Origin of the sequence: Frateuria sp. YIM B11624, assembly GCF_049727805.1 — a bacterium.
Classification (GTDB): Bacteria; Pseudomonadota; Gammaproteobacteria; order Xanthomonadales; family Rhodanobacteraceae; genus Frateuria_A.
In genome coordinates this window covers 31,109-48,004 of record NZ_JBCNYA010000015.1, presented here as the reverse complement: position 1 = coordinate 48,004, position 16,896 = coordinate 31,109, and the positions used below count along the sequence as shown (strand labels likewise).

At 68.2% G+C, this 16,896-nt stretch carries 13 protein-coding genes; 4 read left to right on the top strand and 9 right to left on the bottom strand.

Annotated features, from left to right (window positions below; translation table 11 throughout):
* Positions 1–2 precede the first annotated feature (2 nt).
* From AAIL17_RS09500 to prpB, 3 genes are all read right to left on the bottom strand, one after another.
* Positions 3–776 carry a hypothetical protein gene (locus AAIL17_RS09500; RefSeq protein WP_424682590.1) on the bottom strand — a complete coding sequence of 258 codons (774 nt, stop codon included), beginning with the start codon at positions 774–776 and terminating at the stop codon, positions 3–5.
* 310 nt (positions 777–1,086) lie between these two features.
* A complete protein-coding gene (gene prpC / locus AAIL17_RS09495; RefSeq protein WP_424682589.1) occupies positions 1,087–2,232 on the bottom strand; it encodes a bifunctional 2-methylcitrate synthase/citrate synthase in 1,146 nt (381 codons plus the stop codon).
* 92 nt (positions 2,233–2,324) lie between these two features.
* A complete protein-coding gene (prpB, locus tag AAIL17_RS09490) occupies positions 2,325–3,212 on the bottom strand; it encodes a methylisocitrate lyase (RefSeq protein WP_424682588.1) in 888 nt (295 codons plus the stop codon).
* Positions 3,213–3,407: 195 nt separating this feature from the next.
* On the opposite strand from prpB, the gene AAIL17_RS09485 reads away from it, so the two are divergent.
* From AAIL17_RS09485 to AAIL17_RS09470, 4 genes are all read left to right on the top strand, one after another.
* The gene (locus AAIL17_RS09485; protein ID WP_424682587.1) at positions 3,408–4,724 is read left to right on the top strand and encodes a dicarboxylate/amino acid:cation symporter; all 1,317 of its coding nucleotides are present in this window, start codon (positions 3,408–3,410) and stop codon (positions 4,722–4,724) included.
* Positions 4,725–4,891: 167 nt separating this feature from the next.
* Complete coding sequence (ahpC, locus tag AAIL17_RS09480) at positions 4,892–5,455, top strand: alkyl hydroperoxide reductase subunit C (protein ID WP_424682586.1); 564 nt, start codon at positions 4,892–4,894, stop codon at positions 5,453–5,455.
* A gap of 182 nt (positions 5,456–5,637) precedes the next feature.
* Positions 5,638–7,218 (top strand): alkyl hydroperoxide reductase subunit F, encoded by a 1,581-nt coding sequence (gene ahpF / locus AAIL17_RS09475; RefSeq protein WP_424682585.1) that lies wholly within the window; start codon positions 5,638–5,640, stop codon positions 7,216–7,218.
* A gap of 354 nt (positions 7,219–7,572) precedes the next feature.
* The gene (locus AAIL17_RS09470) at positions 7,573–8,589 is read left to right on the top strand and encodes a MerR family transcriptional regulator (protein WP_424682584.1); all 1,017 of its coding nucleotides are present in this window, start codon (positions 7,573–7,575) and stop codon (positions 8,587–8,589) included.
* A gap of 284 nt (positions 8,590–8,873) precedes the next feature.
* Here the strand turns inward: AAIL17_RS09470 and AAIL17_RS09465 are convergent, their stop codons facing one another.
* From AAIL17_RS09465 to AAIL17_RS09440, 6 genes are all read right to left on the bottom strand, one after another.
* Positions 8,874–9,860, bottom strand: coding sequence for a malate dehydrogenase (locus AAIL17_RS09465; RefSeq protein ID WP_424682583.1), 987 nt, complete (start codon positions 9,858–9,860; stop codon positions 8,874–8,876).
* Between the two features lie 103 nt (positions 9,861–9,963).
* Positions 9,964–11,163 (bottom strand): pyridoxal phosphate-dependent aminotransferase, encoded by a 1,200-nt coding sequence (locus AAIL17_RS09460; protein WP_424682582.1) that lies wholly within the window; start codon positions 11,161–11,163, stop codon positions 9,964–9,966.
* Positions 11,164–11,321: 158 nt separating this feature from the next.
* A complete protein-coding gene (locus AAIL17_RS09455) occupies positions 11,322–11,831 on the bottom strand; it encodes a peptidylprolyl isomerase (protein ID WP_424682581.1) in 510 nt (169 codons plus the stop codon).
* Between the two features lie 73 nt (positions 11,832–11,904).
* Positions 11,905–13,584 (bottom strand): trehalase family glycosidase, encoded by a 1,680-nt coding sequence (locus AAIL17_RS09450; protein ID WP_424682580.1) that lies wholly within the window; start codon positions 13,582–13,584, stop codon positions 11,905–11,907.
* Positions 13,581–14,660 carry an alpha/beta hydrolase gene (locus tag AAIL17_RS09445; protein ID WP_424682579.1) on the bottom strand — a complete coding sequence of 360 codons (1,080 nt, stop codon included), beginning with the start codon at positions 14,658–14,660 and terminating at the stop codon, positions 13,581–13,583. The genes AAIL17_RS09450 and AAIL17_RS09445 overlap by 4 nt, the downstream gene beginning before the upstream one ends.
* Positions 14,657–16,894 carry a glycoside hydrolase family 65 protein gene (locus tag AAIL17_RS09440; protein WP_424682578.1) on the bottom strand — a complete coding sequence of 746 codons (2,238 nt, stop codon included), beginning with the start codon at positions 16,892–16,894 and terminating at the stop codon, positions 14,657–14,659. The genes AAIL17_RS09445 and AAIL17_RS09440 overlap by 4 nt, the downstream gene beginning before the upstream one ends.
* Positions 16,895–16,896: the final 2 nt, after the last annotated feature.

Below are 16,896 nucleotides of genomic sequence, written 5' to 3'. Positions count from 1 at the left end.
TCTCACCAGCGCAGGTTGACGAACGCCGACGGCCCGCTCAGTGTCATGTCCAGGTCTGCGTCGTACATGCGCCTGTTCCAGTGCAGCTTGATCTGGCTGTAGCCGTATTCCAGGCCGAAACCCAGGTTCTGCCAGGGCAGCCATTCCACGCCGAGCGCGGCGTTGTAGATATGCCCGCTGATGCGCCCGCCGTTCTTGCGCACGCCCGAGGCATCGAGGTACATGCGCCAGTTGTCGTTGAAGGCGTGCCGCCAGCCCAGCTGCAGCATCGGCGCCCATGCGCTGTCGTTGCTGGTGCTCGTCACCGAGACCGGCTGCGGGCCGCCCGGGCCCGGGTCATAGGCACCATCGCCCGCCAGTGCGGTCTTCACCCGGTACCAGCCGGCCCCCAGGCCTACGCCGTAGGCATCGTTGCCCTGCCCGAACCACCAGCGCCAGGCGGCGCTGCCGAAGTCGAAATCCAGCTTGGCGCGCACGTCGGCGTTGGCGCTGTAGTTCACACCGTCGTAGGTGATGTCGCGCGCCAGCACCTGGTGGCTGGTGCGGTCGATGCTGTAGTAGTCCAGCGCCAGGCCCTGGTGATCGCCGAGCAGGAAGTCGGCGCGCACGCGCGGCACGGTCTTGTCCTGCTTGAAGCCCAGGTCGTCCTCGAGATTGATCTTGCCGCTGAGCGTGTCGCTCGGGTCGGCCAGGGTCACGTCGGTGTCCATGTTGGCGAAGTAGCCGCCCAAACGCACGCTTACGCGATCCGGCAGCGCGGTGGAATCCTGTGCCATGGCGGCACTGCTCGCCAGCGCGAGCGGAACCAGCAAAAAGCCCGCGCCGAGCGCGGACCGAGATGGACGCTTCGTTGTATGCGGCATGCGGAGACTCTCTCGGGGAAGGCGTGCCATGGTGACGGCCTCCCCGTGGACAGGCCGTGGATATGGCAGTCCCTCCGCAGTGCTCCAAAACAACGGCGCCGATGGTTTGCGGCGCGAGCTGCGGTTCTCTCCATGGGACCTTGGGCGAGTTCCCCCGCGAGCCCCGCCCCTCACCCCAACCCTCTCCCCGCAGGGGAGAGGGCTTCATGGCAACTGCAACGCGTCAGCGCTTCTCGATCGGCACGTAGCTCTGGTCTTCGGGGCCGGTGTAGTTCGCGCTGGGGCGGATGATCTTGCCGTCCTGGCGCTGCTCGATCACGTGCGCGCTCCAGCCGGAGGTGCGTGCGATGACGAACAGCGGCGTGAACATGGCGGTGGGCACGCCCATCATGTGGTAGGCACTGGCCGAGTACCAGTCGAGATTCGGGAACATCTTCTTGAGCTCCCACATCAGCTTCTCGATGCGCTCGGACACCTCGAACAGGGTCGGGTTGCCACCCTCGGTGCAGAGCTTGCGCGAGATCTCCTTGATGATCTCGTTACGCGGATCGGACACCGTGTACACCGGATGGCCGAAGCCGATGATGATTTCCTTGCGTTCCACGCGCGCGCGGATGTCCGCCTCGGCGTCGTCGGCATTGCGGTAGCGGGCGATGATCTCCATCGCCACCTCGTTGGCGCCGCCGTGCTTGGGACCGCGCAGCGCGCCGATCGCGCCGGTGATGGCCGAGTACATGTCCGAGCCGGTGCCGGCGATCACGCGGGCGGTGAAGGTCGAGGCGTTGAACTCGTGCTCGGCGTACAGCACCAGCGACTTGTCCAGCGCGTTGGCGTGCAGCTCGCTCGGCGCCTTGCCGTGCAGCAGGTGCAGGAAGTGCGCGGCGATCGACTCGTCGTCGGTCTCGGTCTCCACGCGCTTGCCGTTGTGGCTGAAGTGATACCAGTACAGCAGCATCGAACCGAAGCTCGCCATCAGGCGGTCGGCGATGTCGCGCGCGCCGGTGAGGTTGTGATCTTCCTTCTCCGGCAGCACGGTGCCCAGCACCGAGCAGCCGGTGCGCAGCACGTCCATCGGATGGGTCGCCGCCGGCAGCAGCTCCAGCGCGCCCTTGACCGGCGCCGGCAGGCCGCGCAGGCGCTTGAGCTTGGCCTTGTAGTTCTGCAGCTCGCGCCAGTTCGGCAGCACGCCGTGCACCAGCAGGTAGGCCACTTCCTCGAAGCAGCCCTTGGCGGCCAGATCGTGGATGTCATAGCCACGGTAGTGCAGGTCGTTGCCGCTGCGGCCGACCGTGCACAGCGCGGTGTTGCCGGCGGGAACGCCGGACAGTGCGACGGATTTCTTCGCCTTGGGGAGGGTTTGCTCGGTCATCGGGGGTTCTCCTTGAGACTTGCGTATGCGGAGACGGAACCAGCGCCCGTCCGCGCGAATGGCTGCAGGCCAGGGGCCTGCGGGACTGCCGGTCAGCCCTTGCTGTCGGCGAACAGCGCGTCGAGCTTGTCCTCGTAGGCGTGGTAGCCGAGGAAGTCGTACAGCTCCTCGCGCGTCTGCAAGGTGTCGATGATGCCCTTCTGCGTGCCTTCGCGGCGCACGGTCTCGTAGAAGTTCAGCGCCGCCTTGTTCATCGCGCGATAGGCGCCGCAGCAGTAAAGCGCGATGTCCACGCCGGCCGAGCCCAGCTCGTCGGTGGTGAAGAACGGCGTGGATCCGAACTCGGTGAGGTTGGCCAGGATCGGCACCTTCACCGCCGCCTTGAAGCGGCGGTAGTCGTCCAGGGTTTTCATCGCCTCGGGGAAGATCATGTCGGCGCCGGCCTCGACGTAGGCACAGGCGCGCTCGATCGCCGAGTCGATGCCTTCGACCGCCGCCGCGTCGGTACGCGCCATGATCACGAAGCCCGGGTCGGTGCGCGCATCGACCGCCGCCTTGACCCGATCGACCATCTCCGCCTTCGACACCACCTCCTTGCCGGGGCGATGGCCGCAACGCTTCTGGCCGACCTGGTCCTCCATGTGCACCGCTGCCACGCCGACGTTGATGAAGGAGCGGATCGTGCGCGCGATGTTGAACGCGCCGCCCCAGCCGGTATCGATGTCCACCAGCAGCGGCAACTGTGTGGCGTCGACGATGCGGCGCGCGTCGGTGAGCACGTCTTCCATGGTGCTGATGCCGAGGTCCGGCATGCCCAGCGAATTGGCGGCCACGCCGCCGCCGGAAAGGTAGAGCGCCTTGTAGCCGACGCGCCTGGCCATCAGTCCGGCATAGGCGGTGATCGCGCCCATTACCTGCAGCGGCTGCTCGGCGGCGAGAGCGGCGCGGAAACGCGCGCCGGGGGATGCTTGGCTTGCCATGTCGCCTCCGGGGAAAAGGGCATTTTAGCGTACCGGGGGCGCAGGGCTTCGCGGCGCCCCACCGGGACGGGACGGTTCATACCGCACGGGCCTCGGCTCGCCTTTGTGGGAAGCGCTTCTCCCGTCATCCCAAGGGCGTCGTCCACCCGTCCGCAGGATCTTGCGAACCCTTCCCACATTGGCCACAGTCGCCCCATGAGCACATCGACTCCGCTGGCGACACGCATTCTCTGGGGCCTGGTCATCGGCGTGGTGGCCGCCGTGGCCACGCTGGGCATCGGGCAGTTCCATCCGGCCACGCTGCAGGCCATGCAGGCGGTGTCCACGGCGGTGCTGGACCCGTTCGGGCAGGTCTTCCTGCGCATGCTGTTCTTCGTGGTGATCCCGCTGGTGTTCGCCTCGCTGGCTTCCGGCGTGGCGCAACTGGGCCGACTGGACCGACTCGGACCACTGGCGCTGCGCACGTTCGGGTTGTTCGCGGCGAACATGCTGATCGGCGTGGCGATCGGCCTGCTGATGATGAATCTGCTGCAGCCGGGCCATCACCTGGCCGAAGGCGCGCGAGCGCTGCTGATGCAGGAGTACGGCGGTGGCGCCATGCAGGCCGTCCAGCGCAAGGCCGAACAGCCGGGCCTTAGCCTGGCCGTGTTGGTCGAGATGTTCATGCCGCGCAACCTGTTCGGCGCCTTCGTCGGCAACAGCCGAAATGCGCTGGGCGACGTGCTGCCGCTGATCGTCTTCGCGATCCTGGTGGGCGCGGCCGCCACCGCCCTGCCCGAGGACAAGCGCCGCAAGGTGCAGGACGGGCTGGATACGCTGAGCGAGCTGATGACCGGCATCGTCGGCTTCGCCCTGCGCCTGGCGCCGTATGCGGTGCCTGCGATGATCTACAGCGTGATCGTCAAGGTCGGCGTGGACGTGCTGCTGATCCTGTCGGTGTTCGTGGTCGGTTGCGCGGTGGCGCTGATGCTGCACCTGTTCGGCACCATGTCGCTGTGGCTGCGCTTCCTGGCCCGGCGCTCCCCGCTCGGCTTCTTCCGCCAGATCCGCCCGCTGCTGGTCACCGCCTTCTCCACCAGTTCCAGCAGCGCGTGCCTGCCCGCCTCGCTGGCGGTGGCGCACGACGAGCTCAAGCTCTCGCCCAGTACCGCCGGCTTCGTGCTGCCGCTGGGCGCGACCATGAACATGAGCGGCACGGCGCTGTTCGAGGGCTGCGTGGTGCTGTTCGTGGCGCAGGCGTTCGGCATCGAGCTGTCCTTGCTGCACCAGGGCGTGTTGATGCTGCTGGCGGTGCTGAGCGCGGTCGCGGTCGCCGGCATCCCGGGTGGCTCGCTGCCGCTGATTGCGGGCCTGCTGGCCACTTTCGGGGTGCCGCCGGAGGGCATCGGCATCGTGCTCGGCGTGGATCGCATCCTTGACATGTTGCGCACCACCGTCAACGTCGGCAGCGATATCGTTACCGCCGCGGTGGTGGACCGGCAGGTGCGCCCAGCCGCCGCAGCCGCCGCCTGACGGCAAACCCCGCGGCAGGCCGGCACCACCGGACCGGCACGCCAGCCCGGCCACCGCCAAGCCATAGCCTTTATCAATCGGTACCATCCCGACAATCAATTGGATTGATCGGTTATGGAAGCCTATGCTTTGTCGGGCCAACTACTACCACCAACGAGGAAACAGCGATGTCCTTGATCAACACCGAAGTCAAACCCTTCAAGGCACAGGCCTTCAAGAGCGGCAAGTTCATCGAAGTGACCGATGCCGACCTGAAGGGCAAGTGGTCGGTCGTGTTCTTCTACCCCGCCGACTTCACCTTCGTCTGCCCGACGGAGCTGGAGGACCTGGCCGACAACTACGCCGAGTTCCAGAAGATGGGCGTGGAGGTCTATTCGGTCTCGACCGACACCCACTTCGCGCACAAGGCGTGGCACGACACTTCCGACGCGGTGAAGAAGATCCAGTACACCATGATCGGCGATCCGACCCACGCGATCTCGCGCAACTTCGATGTGCTGATCGAGGCTGACGGCATCGCCGACCGCGGCACCTTCGTGATCGACCCGTCGGGCAAGATCCAGATCGTCGAGATCAACGCCGGCGGCATCGGCCGCGACGCTTCGGAGCTGCTGCGCAAGGTCAAGGCCGCGCAGTACGTCGCCGCCCACCCGAACGAGGTCTGCCCGGCCAAGTGGAAGGAAGGCGAGAAGACCCTCGCTCCGTCGCTCGACCTGGTCGGCAAGATCTGATCCACCCGCAAGACCGGCATCCGGGCGCCCGCCGCCCGGATGCCTCCCGCGGCATCCGACCGGGTGCTTGCAGCAGCGGCCTGGGCCGCATGGCGCCTCTCTCCCGGCGCCTCCCCTCCCTGCACCGCGACTCAAGGCTGCTCCTGCAAGCGCCCATCCCCTTCGACCGTCTGGAGCCCACCATGCTCGACACCAACCTCAAGACCCAACTCCAGGCCTATCTCGAGAAGCTGGTCCAGCCGATCGAGCTGGCCGCCTCGCTCGACGACAGCGCCAAGTCGGCCGAGTTGAACGAACTGCTGACCGAGATCGCGTCGCTGTCGGACAAGATCAGCCTGGTGCGCCGCGACGACGATGCGCGCAAGCCGTCGTTCGCCATCAACCGCGCCGGCACCGACGTGAGCGTGCGCTTCGCCGGCATCCCGCTGGGCCACGAGTTCACCTCGCTGGTGCTGGCGCTGCTGCAGGTGGGCGGGCATCCGTCCAAGGCCGCCGCCGAGACCATCGAGCAGGTGCGCGACCTGGATGGCGACTTCCGTTTCGAAACCTATTTCTCGCTGTCCTGCCAGAACTGCCCGGACGTGGTGCAGGCGCTCAACCTGATGAGCGTGCTCAACCCGCGCATCCAGCACGTGGCCATCGACGGCGCGCTGTACCAGGACGAAGTCGAGGCCCGCCAGGTGATGTCGGTCCCGACCGTGTTCCTGAACGGCGAACTGTTCGACCAGGGCCGCATGAGCCTGGAGCAGATCGTCGCCAAGCTGGACAGCGGCTCGAGCGAGCGTGAGGCCGAGAAGATCAAGGCCAAGGACGCGTTCGACCTGCTGGTCGTCGGCGGCGGTCCGGCCGGCGCCGCGGCGGCCGTCTACGGCGCGCGCAAGGGCATCCGCACCGGCCTGGTGGCCGAGCGTTTCGGCGGCCAGGTGCTGGACACCATGGGCATCGAGAACTTCATCTCGGTGTCCTACACCGAGGGCCCCAGGCTCGGCACCGCGCTGGAGCAGCACGTGCACGACTACGACGTCGACGTGATGAACCTGCAGCGCGCGCAGGCGCTGATCCCGGCCAGCGACGCCACCGACGGCCTGGTCGAGGTGCAACTGGCCAACGGCGCCACGCTGAGGTCGAAGACCGTGGTGCTTTCGACCGGTGCGCGCTGGCGCCAGATGGGCGTGCCCGGCGAGGACGAGTACCGCAACAAGGGCGTGGCCTACTGCCCGCACTGCGACGGCCCGCTGTTCAAGGGCAAGCGCGTGGCGGTGATCGGCGGCGGCAACTCGGGCGTGGAGGCGGCGATCGACCTGGCCGGCCTGGCCAGCCACGTCACGCTGATCGAGTTCGACAGCAAGCTGCGCGCGGACGACGTGCTGCAACGCAAGTTGCGCAGCATGCCCAACGTGGACATCGTCGTCAGCGGCCAGACCACCGAGGTGCTGGGCGATGGCAAGCGGGTGACCGCGCTGGTCTACAAGGACCGCGTGGGCGGCGAGATGCGCACGCTTGAGCTGGAAGGCATCTTCGTGCAGATCGGCCTGCTGCCGAACACCGAGTGGCTCAAGGGCACGCTGGAGCTGACCCCGCGCGGCGAGATCATCATCGACGACCGCGGCCAGACCTCGCTGCCCGGCGTGTTCGCCGCCGGCGACGCGACCACGGTGCCATACAAGCAGATCGTCATCGCCATGGGCGCCGGCTCGACCGCCGCACTGGCGGCCTTCGACCACCTGATCCGCACTTCGGCGCCCACCGCCGTCGCGGCATGAAGCTGATCCTTTCCCCCGCTTGCGGGAGAAGATGCTCGAAGGGTGAATAGGGGAGCCTTGCCGGATCACGCAAGGATGCCCCCATCCGCCTGTCGGCACCTTCCCCCGTGAAACGGGGGAAGGCTCGATTTCGGGGGCGTACGGCACGCCTTTGATCCTTACCCGTGGGGAAAACTCGGTCCCGGGCGCGCGGCACGTCGTGGATCCTTCCCACGCCTGCGGGGGAAGGTGCCCGAAGGGCGGATGGGGGAGGCCTTGCCGGATCCCGCGAGAATGCGGCTGGCCACAACGCTTGACCCTCACGTAACGTCATCCCGGAAAGTGCCCGCCACGCACCCGAGGAGACCTGAAGCCATGCCGCTGACCGTCGGCGAACTCGCCCGCCGCTGCGGACTGACCGTCCGCACGCTGCACCACTACGACGCCATCGGCCTGCTCCGGCCCTCGCTGCGCTCCGATGCCGGCTACCGGCTCTACGACCGCGCCAGCGTGGAACGCCTGCACCGCATCCAGGCACTGCGCCAGCTCGGCCTGTCGCTGGCCGACATCGGAACCGCCCTGTCCGGGCCCGAGCAACCGCTGGCCGAGGTCATCGACCGCCAGATCGCCCAGCTCGACCAGGAGCTCGAGCGGGCCACGCGCCTGCGCAATCGCCTGGTCGCGCTCGGCGGGCAGCTCGCCGCCGGACAGTCCCCCGACCTGGCCGACTGGCTGGACACGCTGGAACTGATGACCATGTACGAAAAGTATTTCTCGCCCGAAGAATTGAAGAACCTGCCGCTGCACAACGATCCGGACGTGGCGGCGCACTGGCATGCGCTGGTCGGTGAGGTACAGGCCGCGATGGATCGTGGCGTCACGCATCGGTCGCCGCATGCGCATGCGCTGGCGTTGCAGTGGATGGAAGCGGTCCAGCGGGGCACCGGCCACAACCCAGGCTTCATCACCCGCCTGAAGGCCATGCAGGACAACGAGCCGGAACTGCGCGAACGCAACGGCATCACGCCGGCGCTGGAACGCTTCATCGAGGAGTCGCTGGTCGACGCGCGGCTGGTGATCTTCGAGCGTTACCTGCTCCCGTCGGAGATGGAACGCATGCGCGCGAACTACGGCCGGCAGATGTACGACTGGCCGCCGCTGATCGCCGGCGTGCGCAACGCCATGAACGCCGGAACGCCGCCTTCCGATCCGCACGTGCGCCAGCTCGCGCAACGATGGATGGAACTCTTCCGCGCCTACGCCGGAGACGATCCGGCCACGCACGCGCGCGTCCGCGAGGCCTACGCGAACGAGCCGGACCTGCGCAGCGGCAGCACGGTGGATCAGGCGATGCTGGCGTATGTGCGGCAGGCTTCGCAGGCTGCGGCGTAGCGGGCCGTCCAAGGCAGCGTTCGCTGCGCATGGAGTTCCTCGCAAGAGCGCCCCCTCACCCCAACCATCTCCCCGGAGGGGAGAGGGAGCAAGGAGTGAGGGTGACCGGACATCCCGCGGCGTGCTGGATCCACTCCCTCTCCCCTCCGGGGAGAGGGCTGGGGTGAGGGGCCAAGGCTTGCGGGAAATCCCGGTCAAGCCCCAACCCGCGTCCGCTTCTGAGGCGCGCGCGGCCACGAAAAAGGGCGGCCCGAAGCCGCCCCTTTCAACCATCACCGATGGCGTTACTTCTTCGCGAACAGATGCTCCACGCCGCCGCGCTCCTCGCGCAGCTCCTTGTCGGTGGCATCCATGCGGGCGCGCGAGAAATCGTTGATCTCAAGGCCCTGTACGATCGCGTACTTGCCATCCTTCACGGTGACCGGATAGCCGTAGATCACGCCCGGCGCGATGCCGTACGAGCCTTCCGACGGGATGCCCATCGAGACCCAGTCACCTTCGGCCGTGCCCAATGCCCACGAGCGCATGTGGTCGATCGCGGCGGAAGCGGCGGAGGCGGCCGACGAGGCGCCGCGGGCCTTGATGATCGCCGCGCCGCGCTGCTGCACGGTCGGGATGAAGTCGCTCTCGTACCAAGCCTGGTCGACCAGCGACAGCGCTGGCTTGCCGTCGACGGTGGCGTGGTGCAGGTCCGGGTACTGGGTCGAGCTGTGGTTGCCCCAGATGGTGACCTTCTTGATCTCGGTCGTGTGCTTGCCGGTCTTATCAGCCAGCTGCGAGAGCGCGCGGTTGTGGTCCAGGCGCACCATCGCGGTGAAGCACTTCGGGTCCAGATCCGGTGCGTTCTGCTGAGCGATCAGCGCATTGGTGTTGGCCGGGTTGCCGACCACCAGCACCTTCACGTCGCGCTTGGCGTGGTCGTTCAGCGCCTTGCCCTGCGGGCCGAAGATCGCGCCGTTGGCTTCGAGCAGATCCTTGCGCTCCATGCCCGGGCCGCGCGGACGCGCGCCGACCAGCAGCGCGTAGTCGACGTCCTTGAAAGCGACGTTGACGTCGTCCGTGGCAACCACACCGGCGAGCGTCGGGAACGCGCAGTCGTTGAGCTCCATCACCACGCCCTGCAGCGCGGGCAGCGCCGGGGTGATCTCGAGCAGGTGCAGGATGACCGGCTGGTCCTTGCCCAGCATGTCGCCGGCGGCGATGCGGAACAGCAGCGCGTAGCCGATCTGGCCAGCGGCGCCGGTGACGGCAACTCGGACGGGGGCTTTCATCATTGTGTCTCCATGGAAAGTTCGATTCTTTGCGTAGGGTGGGCTTCAGCCCACCGGCCGTCGCCGGAAAGCATGGCGGGCTGAAGCCCACCCTACGCCGGCACTATTGAAGTTCGGCGAAGAACTCCTGGATACGCTTCAGGCCCGGCTCGAGCTGAGCCGTCGGGCAGGTGTAGGAGATGCGCAGCGAATGCGGCTCGCCGAAGGCCGAGCCGGGCACGCAGGCCACGCCCTTGGCTTCCAGCAGCGCCGCGCAGACGTCGACGTCGCTGTTGATCGGCGTGCCGTTGTGCGACTTGCCGAAAGCGACGGAGATGTCCGGGAAGGCGTAGAACGCGCCCTGCGGGCGCGGGCAGACCACGCCGGGGATCGCGCGCAGCGCGGCGACCACGATGTCGCGCTTGGCGGCGAACTCGGCGCACTTGGCCTGCGGCACATCCTGCGGACCGCTGAAGGCGGCCACCGCGGCGGCGGTGATCACTTCCGGCACGCTGGTGATGTGGTTGGAGTTGAGCGTCGTGACCGCCTTGGCCACCGGTTCGGGACCGGCCAGCATGCCCACGCGCCAGCCCGGCATGCCGTAGGTCTTGGACACCGAGTCGACGAACACCAGCCGCTCGCGCAGTTCGGGACGCGCGAACACGAAGTTGTGGTAGCCGATGCCGTCGAACACCATCGAGTTGTAGATGTCGTCGGTGACGATCCAGGTGTCCGGATAGCGCACCAGCACGTCGGCCAGCGCGGCGATTTCCTCGGCCGTGTAGACCATGCCGGTCGGGTTGGACGGATTGTTGAAGAGGAACACCTTCGGCTTGCGTTTCAGGGCCTCTTCGAGTTGCGCCGGCGCAAGCTTGTAGTTCTGCGTCGACGGGCACGGCAGCACGTTCATCTTCGCGCCGACGATGTCGGCGATGTCGCGGTAGGTGGTCCAGTACGGCGCGGCGAAGCAGATCTCGTCGCCCTCGTCGAGCAGCGCCTCGGCCAGGTTGTAGAGCACCTGCTTGGCGCCGATGCCGATCGAGAGGTTCATGCGGCCGTAGCCGGAGAAACCCAGCGCCTCGATGTGCTTGAGGAAGGCGTCCAGCAGCGGCTCGGCGCCGCGGTTGCTGCCGTACTGGCCGGAGTCGTGGCTGAGCGATTCGCGCGCCGCGGCGTAGACGTGCTCGCCGGGGAGGAAGTTGGGCACGCCGATGGAGAAGCTGATGATGTCCCTCCCCTGCGCCTTCAACTGCTTGGCCTTCTCGGCGATCACCATGATCGCGCTGGGCTTGGCGCGACCGACACGCTGGGCGAGCTGGGGCATGGCTTCCTCGGGGATTGGGAGTGAGGTAACCGACGGATTTTAGCACGCGCCCCGCAGCCGCTTGGCGGACAGGCCGGGGAGCCTTGCCAGCGGCGGCGATCCGCGCCCCCGTGGTCGCGGGGCACCCTCCCCGTCGCAGGGAGGGCGCCCGGGCTGGCTCACCCGCGCTGGTCGAGGGCCGTGTTCCATTCCTTGACGCGGTCGGCCTGGGCGGCCAGCAGCGCGTCGACGTCGCCTTCGACGGTGACCTTCTCGATGGTGTCGCCCTGGCGGATCGCATTGACGACCTTCTGGTCGTCGCCGCCGATCACTTCGCCGAACACGCTGTGCTTGCCGTCCAGCCACGGGGTCGGGCCGTGGGTGATGAAGAACTGGCTGCCGTTGGTGCGCGGGCCGGCGTTGGCCATCGACAGCACGCCAGGCTTGTCGTGGCGCAGCGAGGGATGGAACTCGTCCTCGAACTTGTAGCCCGGGCCGCCGGTGCCGGTGCCCAGCGGGCAGCCGCCCTGGATCATGAAGTCGTTGATGACACGGTGGAACGCCAGGCCGTCGTAATAGCCCCTGCGGGCGAGATTGACGAAACTGGCGACGGTCACCGGCGCCTTGTCCTCGTGCAGGCGCAGGTGGATCGGGCCGCGGTTGGTCTCGAACGTGACGTTGATGGTCATGGCAATCCTGGGCTAGGGGCGAAAGGCCGGCAAGGATAGCGCAGCGGCCGGCCGTCGCCCGTGAACAATCGCGTCAGTGCACCGCCCCTGCGCTGCGCGCGGCGGCAGGCGCCGGTGCCGGCGCACCCTGCAGCAGTTGGTGCAGCTTGAGGTAGACCGCGTTGGTCCAACCGAAGCCGATCACGTTGGTGGTGTAGCCCGCAGTGATCTTTACGTCGGCATTGCCCAGCGCCATGTTGTATTTCTCGCGGATGGTGCCGTCGTGGGCGAAGCCGGTTTCCACCGTGCCCATGAACTTGCGGGCCAGCCGCCGCGCATCGCCGTGGAAGCCATAGGCGTCCAGCCCCGAGATCGCCAGCCAGTTGGTGGGCGCCCAGCCGAACGGTTCGTCCCACTGCGCGCCGCTGCCCAGGTCGTCCATCGACAGCCCGCCCTTGCGCTCGAACACCGCCAGGTGTCTGTCCAGCGCGGCGGCCTGCGCCTTCGAGGCGAGCCCGGCCCACAGCGGCCAGTAGGTGGTGACGTAGGGTTGCCCGGAGGATTGGCCGCGGGTGAAGTCGTAGTCCATGAACATGCCGCGCTGCTCGTTCCACAGGTACCTGTCCATCGCGGCCTTGCGACGGGCCGCGGCCTCGGCCCACTGCTGCGCCTCGGCCACCTTGCCCAGTTGCAGGGCGAGGTCGTGCAGGTCGCGCTCGTAGCGGTAGAGCAGGCTGTTCAGGCCCACGCCGGCGTAGTGGTGGGTGGTGCCGCCGTAGGGACCGAAGTGGAAGTTGGTGTCGAAACCGGACTCGCGCATCGCGCGGTCGCCGAGGTAGTAGTCGGCGCTCAGGCGATAGCCCTTGGCCCAGGCGCCGGCACAGACCGGAGAGGCCTGGATGTCGCAGCTCGCGTTCTTGAGCTTGGCCGCCTCGGCCGCGTCGGGATGCTCGGCAGCCTTCACCAGATAACCGGGATCCTGCTTCGGATGCGCCAGCACCCAGTCGATCACGCCCCGGTAGTACTCGCTGCCGTGCATCTCCGGTACCGGCCCGGCGCCCAGGTCGAAGTAGCGCGCCAAGCCCGTGTCGCCCGCACGATGCTCGGGCCGCGTCCAGATGTGGTAGTTGGCCACCACCAGCGGATAGGCGCGGGCCAGCCAGGCGTGGCGTTCGGCCTCGTCCTTGAAGGCGCCGGGCGCGGCCAGCACGTCGGAGACCATGCGGCTCAAAAACGGCGGCTGCGAGCGGGTGAGGTAGTAGGTGCGGTTGGCGTTGAGCACGCCGCCGTAGTGCTCGACCTCGAACAGCATATTGTCGGTCATGTCGCGGGCGAGATCGTCGCGCTTGTCCGCGAGCAGGCCCAACTGGATGAAGTAGCTGTCCCAGCCGTACATCTCGTTGAACTGGCCGCCCGGGACGACATAGGGCTTGGGCAGGTAGAGCAGGCCCTCGGCGGGCAGCGCCGAAGGCATCAGCTCGCCCAGCTTGCCGATGCGCTTCGGCAGCGTGCGCACCTCGACCTTGCAGCGCCTGGCGATCTCGTCGATGCCGGAAGGCTTGCCGATGCCGGCCGGCAGGTAGAGCACCGGACGCGCGTCCATCTTCGGGTCGTGCAGCGCCGAGCAATCCTCCAGCGAGCGTGTGAGCGTGTCCCAGGCCTTGTGGATGTAGGCCTGCGTCTTCGCCGGGCTCGGCGTGGCGGCGCCGGCCGCGGTGGAGAGGACCAGCGCCGTGGCGCCGAGCAGGGAGACGATCCGCGGACGGGTCTTCATGGATGGGCTTCCTCTTGCGGTGGGGCGAGGTGGCGCTCGAAGAACGCCACGATGGTGCGGTAGGCCTGCCGTGACTCGGGCAGCTCGGGGTCGGAGAAGAACGAATGCCACATGCCTTCCCAGACGTGCAACTCGGCCTCGACGCCGGCCTGGGACAGCAGCGCCTGGCTGTGCACGACCGAACTCAGCGCCATGTCGCGCGTGCCGGTGATCAGCAGGGTCGGCGGGAAATGCTTCAGCAGCCCGGGCGACAGGCCCGGCTGAACCATCGGGTCGTTCGCGTCGACGCCGTGGAAGTACGGCAGTTGCACCAGGTCCAGCGGCTCCTGCGGCACGCCCTGCCCGTTGAGCAGCGGGCCGACGTACGCCGAATCGCCCGCGATGGTCACCAGCGAGCCGCAGAACGTGCCGATCGCGCCGGGCACCGGCAGCTTGTCGGCGATGAAGCGGGCCACCGCCTCGCCGGTGAGGATGCCGCCGGCCGAGCAGCCGTAGATGCCGATCTCGCCCGGCCTGTGCGTCTCGAGCAGCTTGCGGTAGATCGCCTCGACATCCTCGCTCGCCGCCGGAAAGCGGTGTTCCGGTCCCTGCCGATAGTCGAGCGTGATCACCTGGATGCGACCGAGGCTCGCGATCGGGATGGCCTCGACCAGTCCGCCGCTGCCCGCGCCCCACAGGAACGCGCCGCCGTGCAGGTTGATCAGCACCCGATGGCGATTGGCGGCGCTCACGCCTTGCGCCGGCGTGACGACGTCGGCACCGACGCCGGCGATCGTCTCGTGGCGCACGGTCACTGGGTAGAGCTTGCGCATGCGCGCGGCGCGGTCGGAGTTGAGGCGGTCGTAGAAGCGCCGGCTCTGTTCGATCGGCGCGCCGAGCGGCGGCGCCTGGGCACCGGCAGCAAGCATCTTGGGGAAGAACGCACGCGCCTGTGGCGAGGCGAAACGCGAATACGGGATGGTTACCGACGGAGCGGTGACTGCGCCGTCGGGCCTGACGCCCGCCTTGTCCCCGGCCCGTGCCGAGGCCGCGAACAGGCAGGCCAGCACGACCAAGCCCAGGGCGCGGACGTTCATGGCATTTCCTCCGCGGGTCGCCGCGTGAGCTCGGCGCGGCCGTCGCGGCCGCGGCTCACGGTGATGTCGTAGTAGGCGCCGCGCAAGGCTACGTGGGTCAGCGTGAAGGACTGCCACGCCGGCGGCAGCACCGGCGGATAGGCCTGCACCAGCCCCTCCTCCCGCAGGCGTAGGCCGGTGAAGCCGTACTGGATGTTCTGCAGCAGCCCGCCTGCGGCGGTGAGGAAGTAGCCGGTGTTGTTGGTGGCGGTTTCGGTCGGCACGTCGAAAGGCGGCTTGATCACGCCGGCGGTGAGGTTGCGCTGGAACCACGCGCCGGCAGCGGCGGCATCGCCCTGCGCGGCGGCGGCGATCGACATCGGCGACAGGCCCATGCTGTTGAGTGGCTGATGCGAGCGCTCGATCAATCCGGTGGCATAAAGGAAATCGTTGCGGCGTACCGAGACATCCATCGGCAGGTCGAGCGAGGGATAGACCAGCGCAGCCACCGCGGTATCGCCCCAGGCGTCGATGTCGCGGGCGACGCTGGGATCGAAGTCGAGATGGTGCCGGTCTTTTTCGGAAAACGGGATGTACAGGCGATCGGCCACCTCGGCCCAGCGCGGGTCCGCCTGCGCGCCGACCACGCCGGCGGCGGCCGTGGCGATGCGCAGCGCCTTGCGCGCCGAGGCATTGGTGAAGGTGTCGTTGGGCACGTCGTTGTACGCCTCCAGCACGGAGGTGACGTGGTGGATCTCGTAGCGCTGCCGGGCGGCGATGTAGGTGGCGCGGCTGACCCAGAAGTCGGCGACGTCGCGGATCACCGGCCAGCCGTGGCGGGCCAGCCAGTCGCGGTCGCCGCTGGCCAGGTAGTACTGCCACTGCGCGATGGCGACGTCGGCGTTGACGTGGATCTCGCGCTCGCCGAGCACGTGGGCGGAGAACGGCACCTGCTCGGTGCCGTTCTGCGGATCGGATTCCCAGGGGAACTTCGCGCCGCGCAGGCCGCTCGCCTTCGCGCGCGCCCGGGCGGCAGGCAGGGTACGGCTGCGGAAGTCCACCAGCGACCGCGCGCGCTGCGGATGCAACAGCAACAGCGCCGGGAACACCCAGGTGTCGTTGTCCCAGAAGACGTGCGCGGCGTAGCCCGGCGTCAGGCCGCAGGCGCCGCTCGGCCAGGCAGTGCCGGGCGTGGTGTTGGACAGCAGGTAATAGAGGTCCGCATGCACGACGCGCTGCATCTGCGGATCGCCGGCGATGCGGATGTCCGAGCGCCACAGCGCATGCCAGGCGGCGACGTGTGCCTCGCGCAGCCGGGCGAAGCCGTCCTTGCGCGCGGCCCTGGCCAGCGCCAGGTCCGCTTTCGCATCGTCGCCCCAGCCTTCGCGCGACAGGGCGACGAATTTGCCGAAGGTATAGGTGCGGCCCTTGTGCACCCTCGCCTTCAGTTCCAGGGAAAGCCGCCAGGGACTGCGGTACACGCGCGCATCGGCAGGTGCGAGGCCCTCGGGCAGCGCCACGGCCACCGCCTCGCCCATCGCCAGGCCCTGCTCGGCGCGGCCGTCCAGCCACAAGGTCAGGTCGCGCGCATCGCCGTCGGCGGCAAGCACGTGGGTATCGCCGTGGTACCACAGCGCGGCGCGGTCCGGCGTGGCGGGCGGGACCGCCTGGAGCTTCAGGTTGTTCGCCGCCACCGCCTCCAGCACCTGCTCGCCGGTGAGTCTGGCCAGGTCGAAGCGCGGCTGGTGCGGCGCCCACAGGTCGAGCGGGAAGGAAAGCTCCACCTCGCCGTCGAACTCCGGCGTGATCGACAACTGCGTCGCCGCCAGGTGCGGCGAGGCCTGGCTGACCAGCGAGGTCACCTCGATGCGCGTCGCGCGGCCGTGGTCGTCGTAGCGGTAGCGGGTGGTCAGCGTGCCGTCGTGCAGGTCGAGCACCTGCCGGTAATCCTGGAACGTGGCCGAATCGAGCGCCGCCTGGTTCAGCCAGAAATGGCCCGAAGGAGCGTTGCCGGTGCTGTAGTCGATGCCGCTCCAGCCCGGCACGGCGGCGGGCCGCGAGATGTCGCCCTGGGCGTAGTCCATGAAGGCGACCATGTAGGCCAGGTTGCCCTCGGTGCCGCGCGGAGCGCTCAGGGTGCTGATGTAGCCGTTGCCGAGCTGGGTGGGAAAGTAGCTGTGGAAGTCGCGGGCGGTGGCGCCGAGCAGGAAGCTGGGATCGGTCGCGGCGGCCGGCGCGGAGAGCGCCATCGCCATGC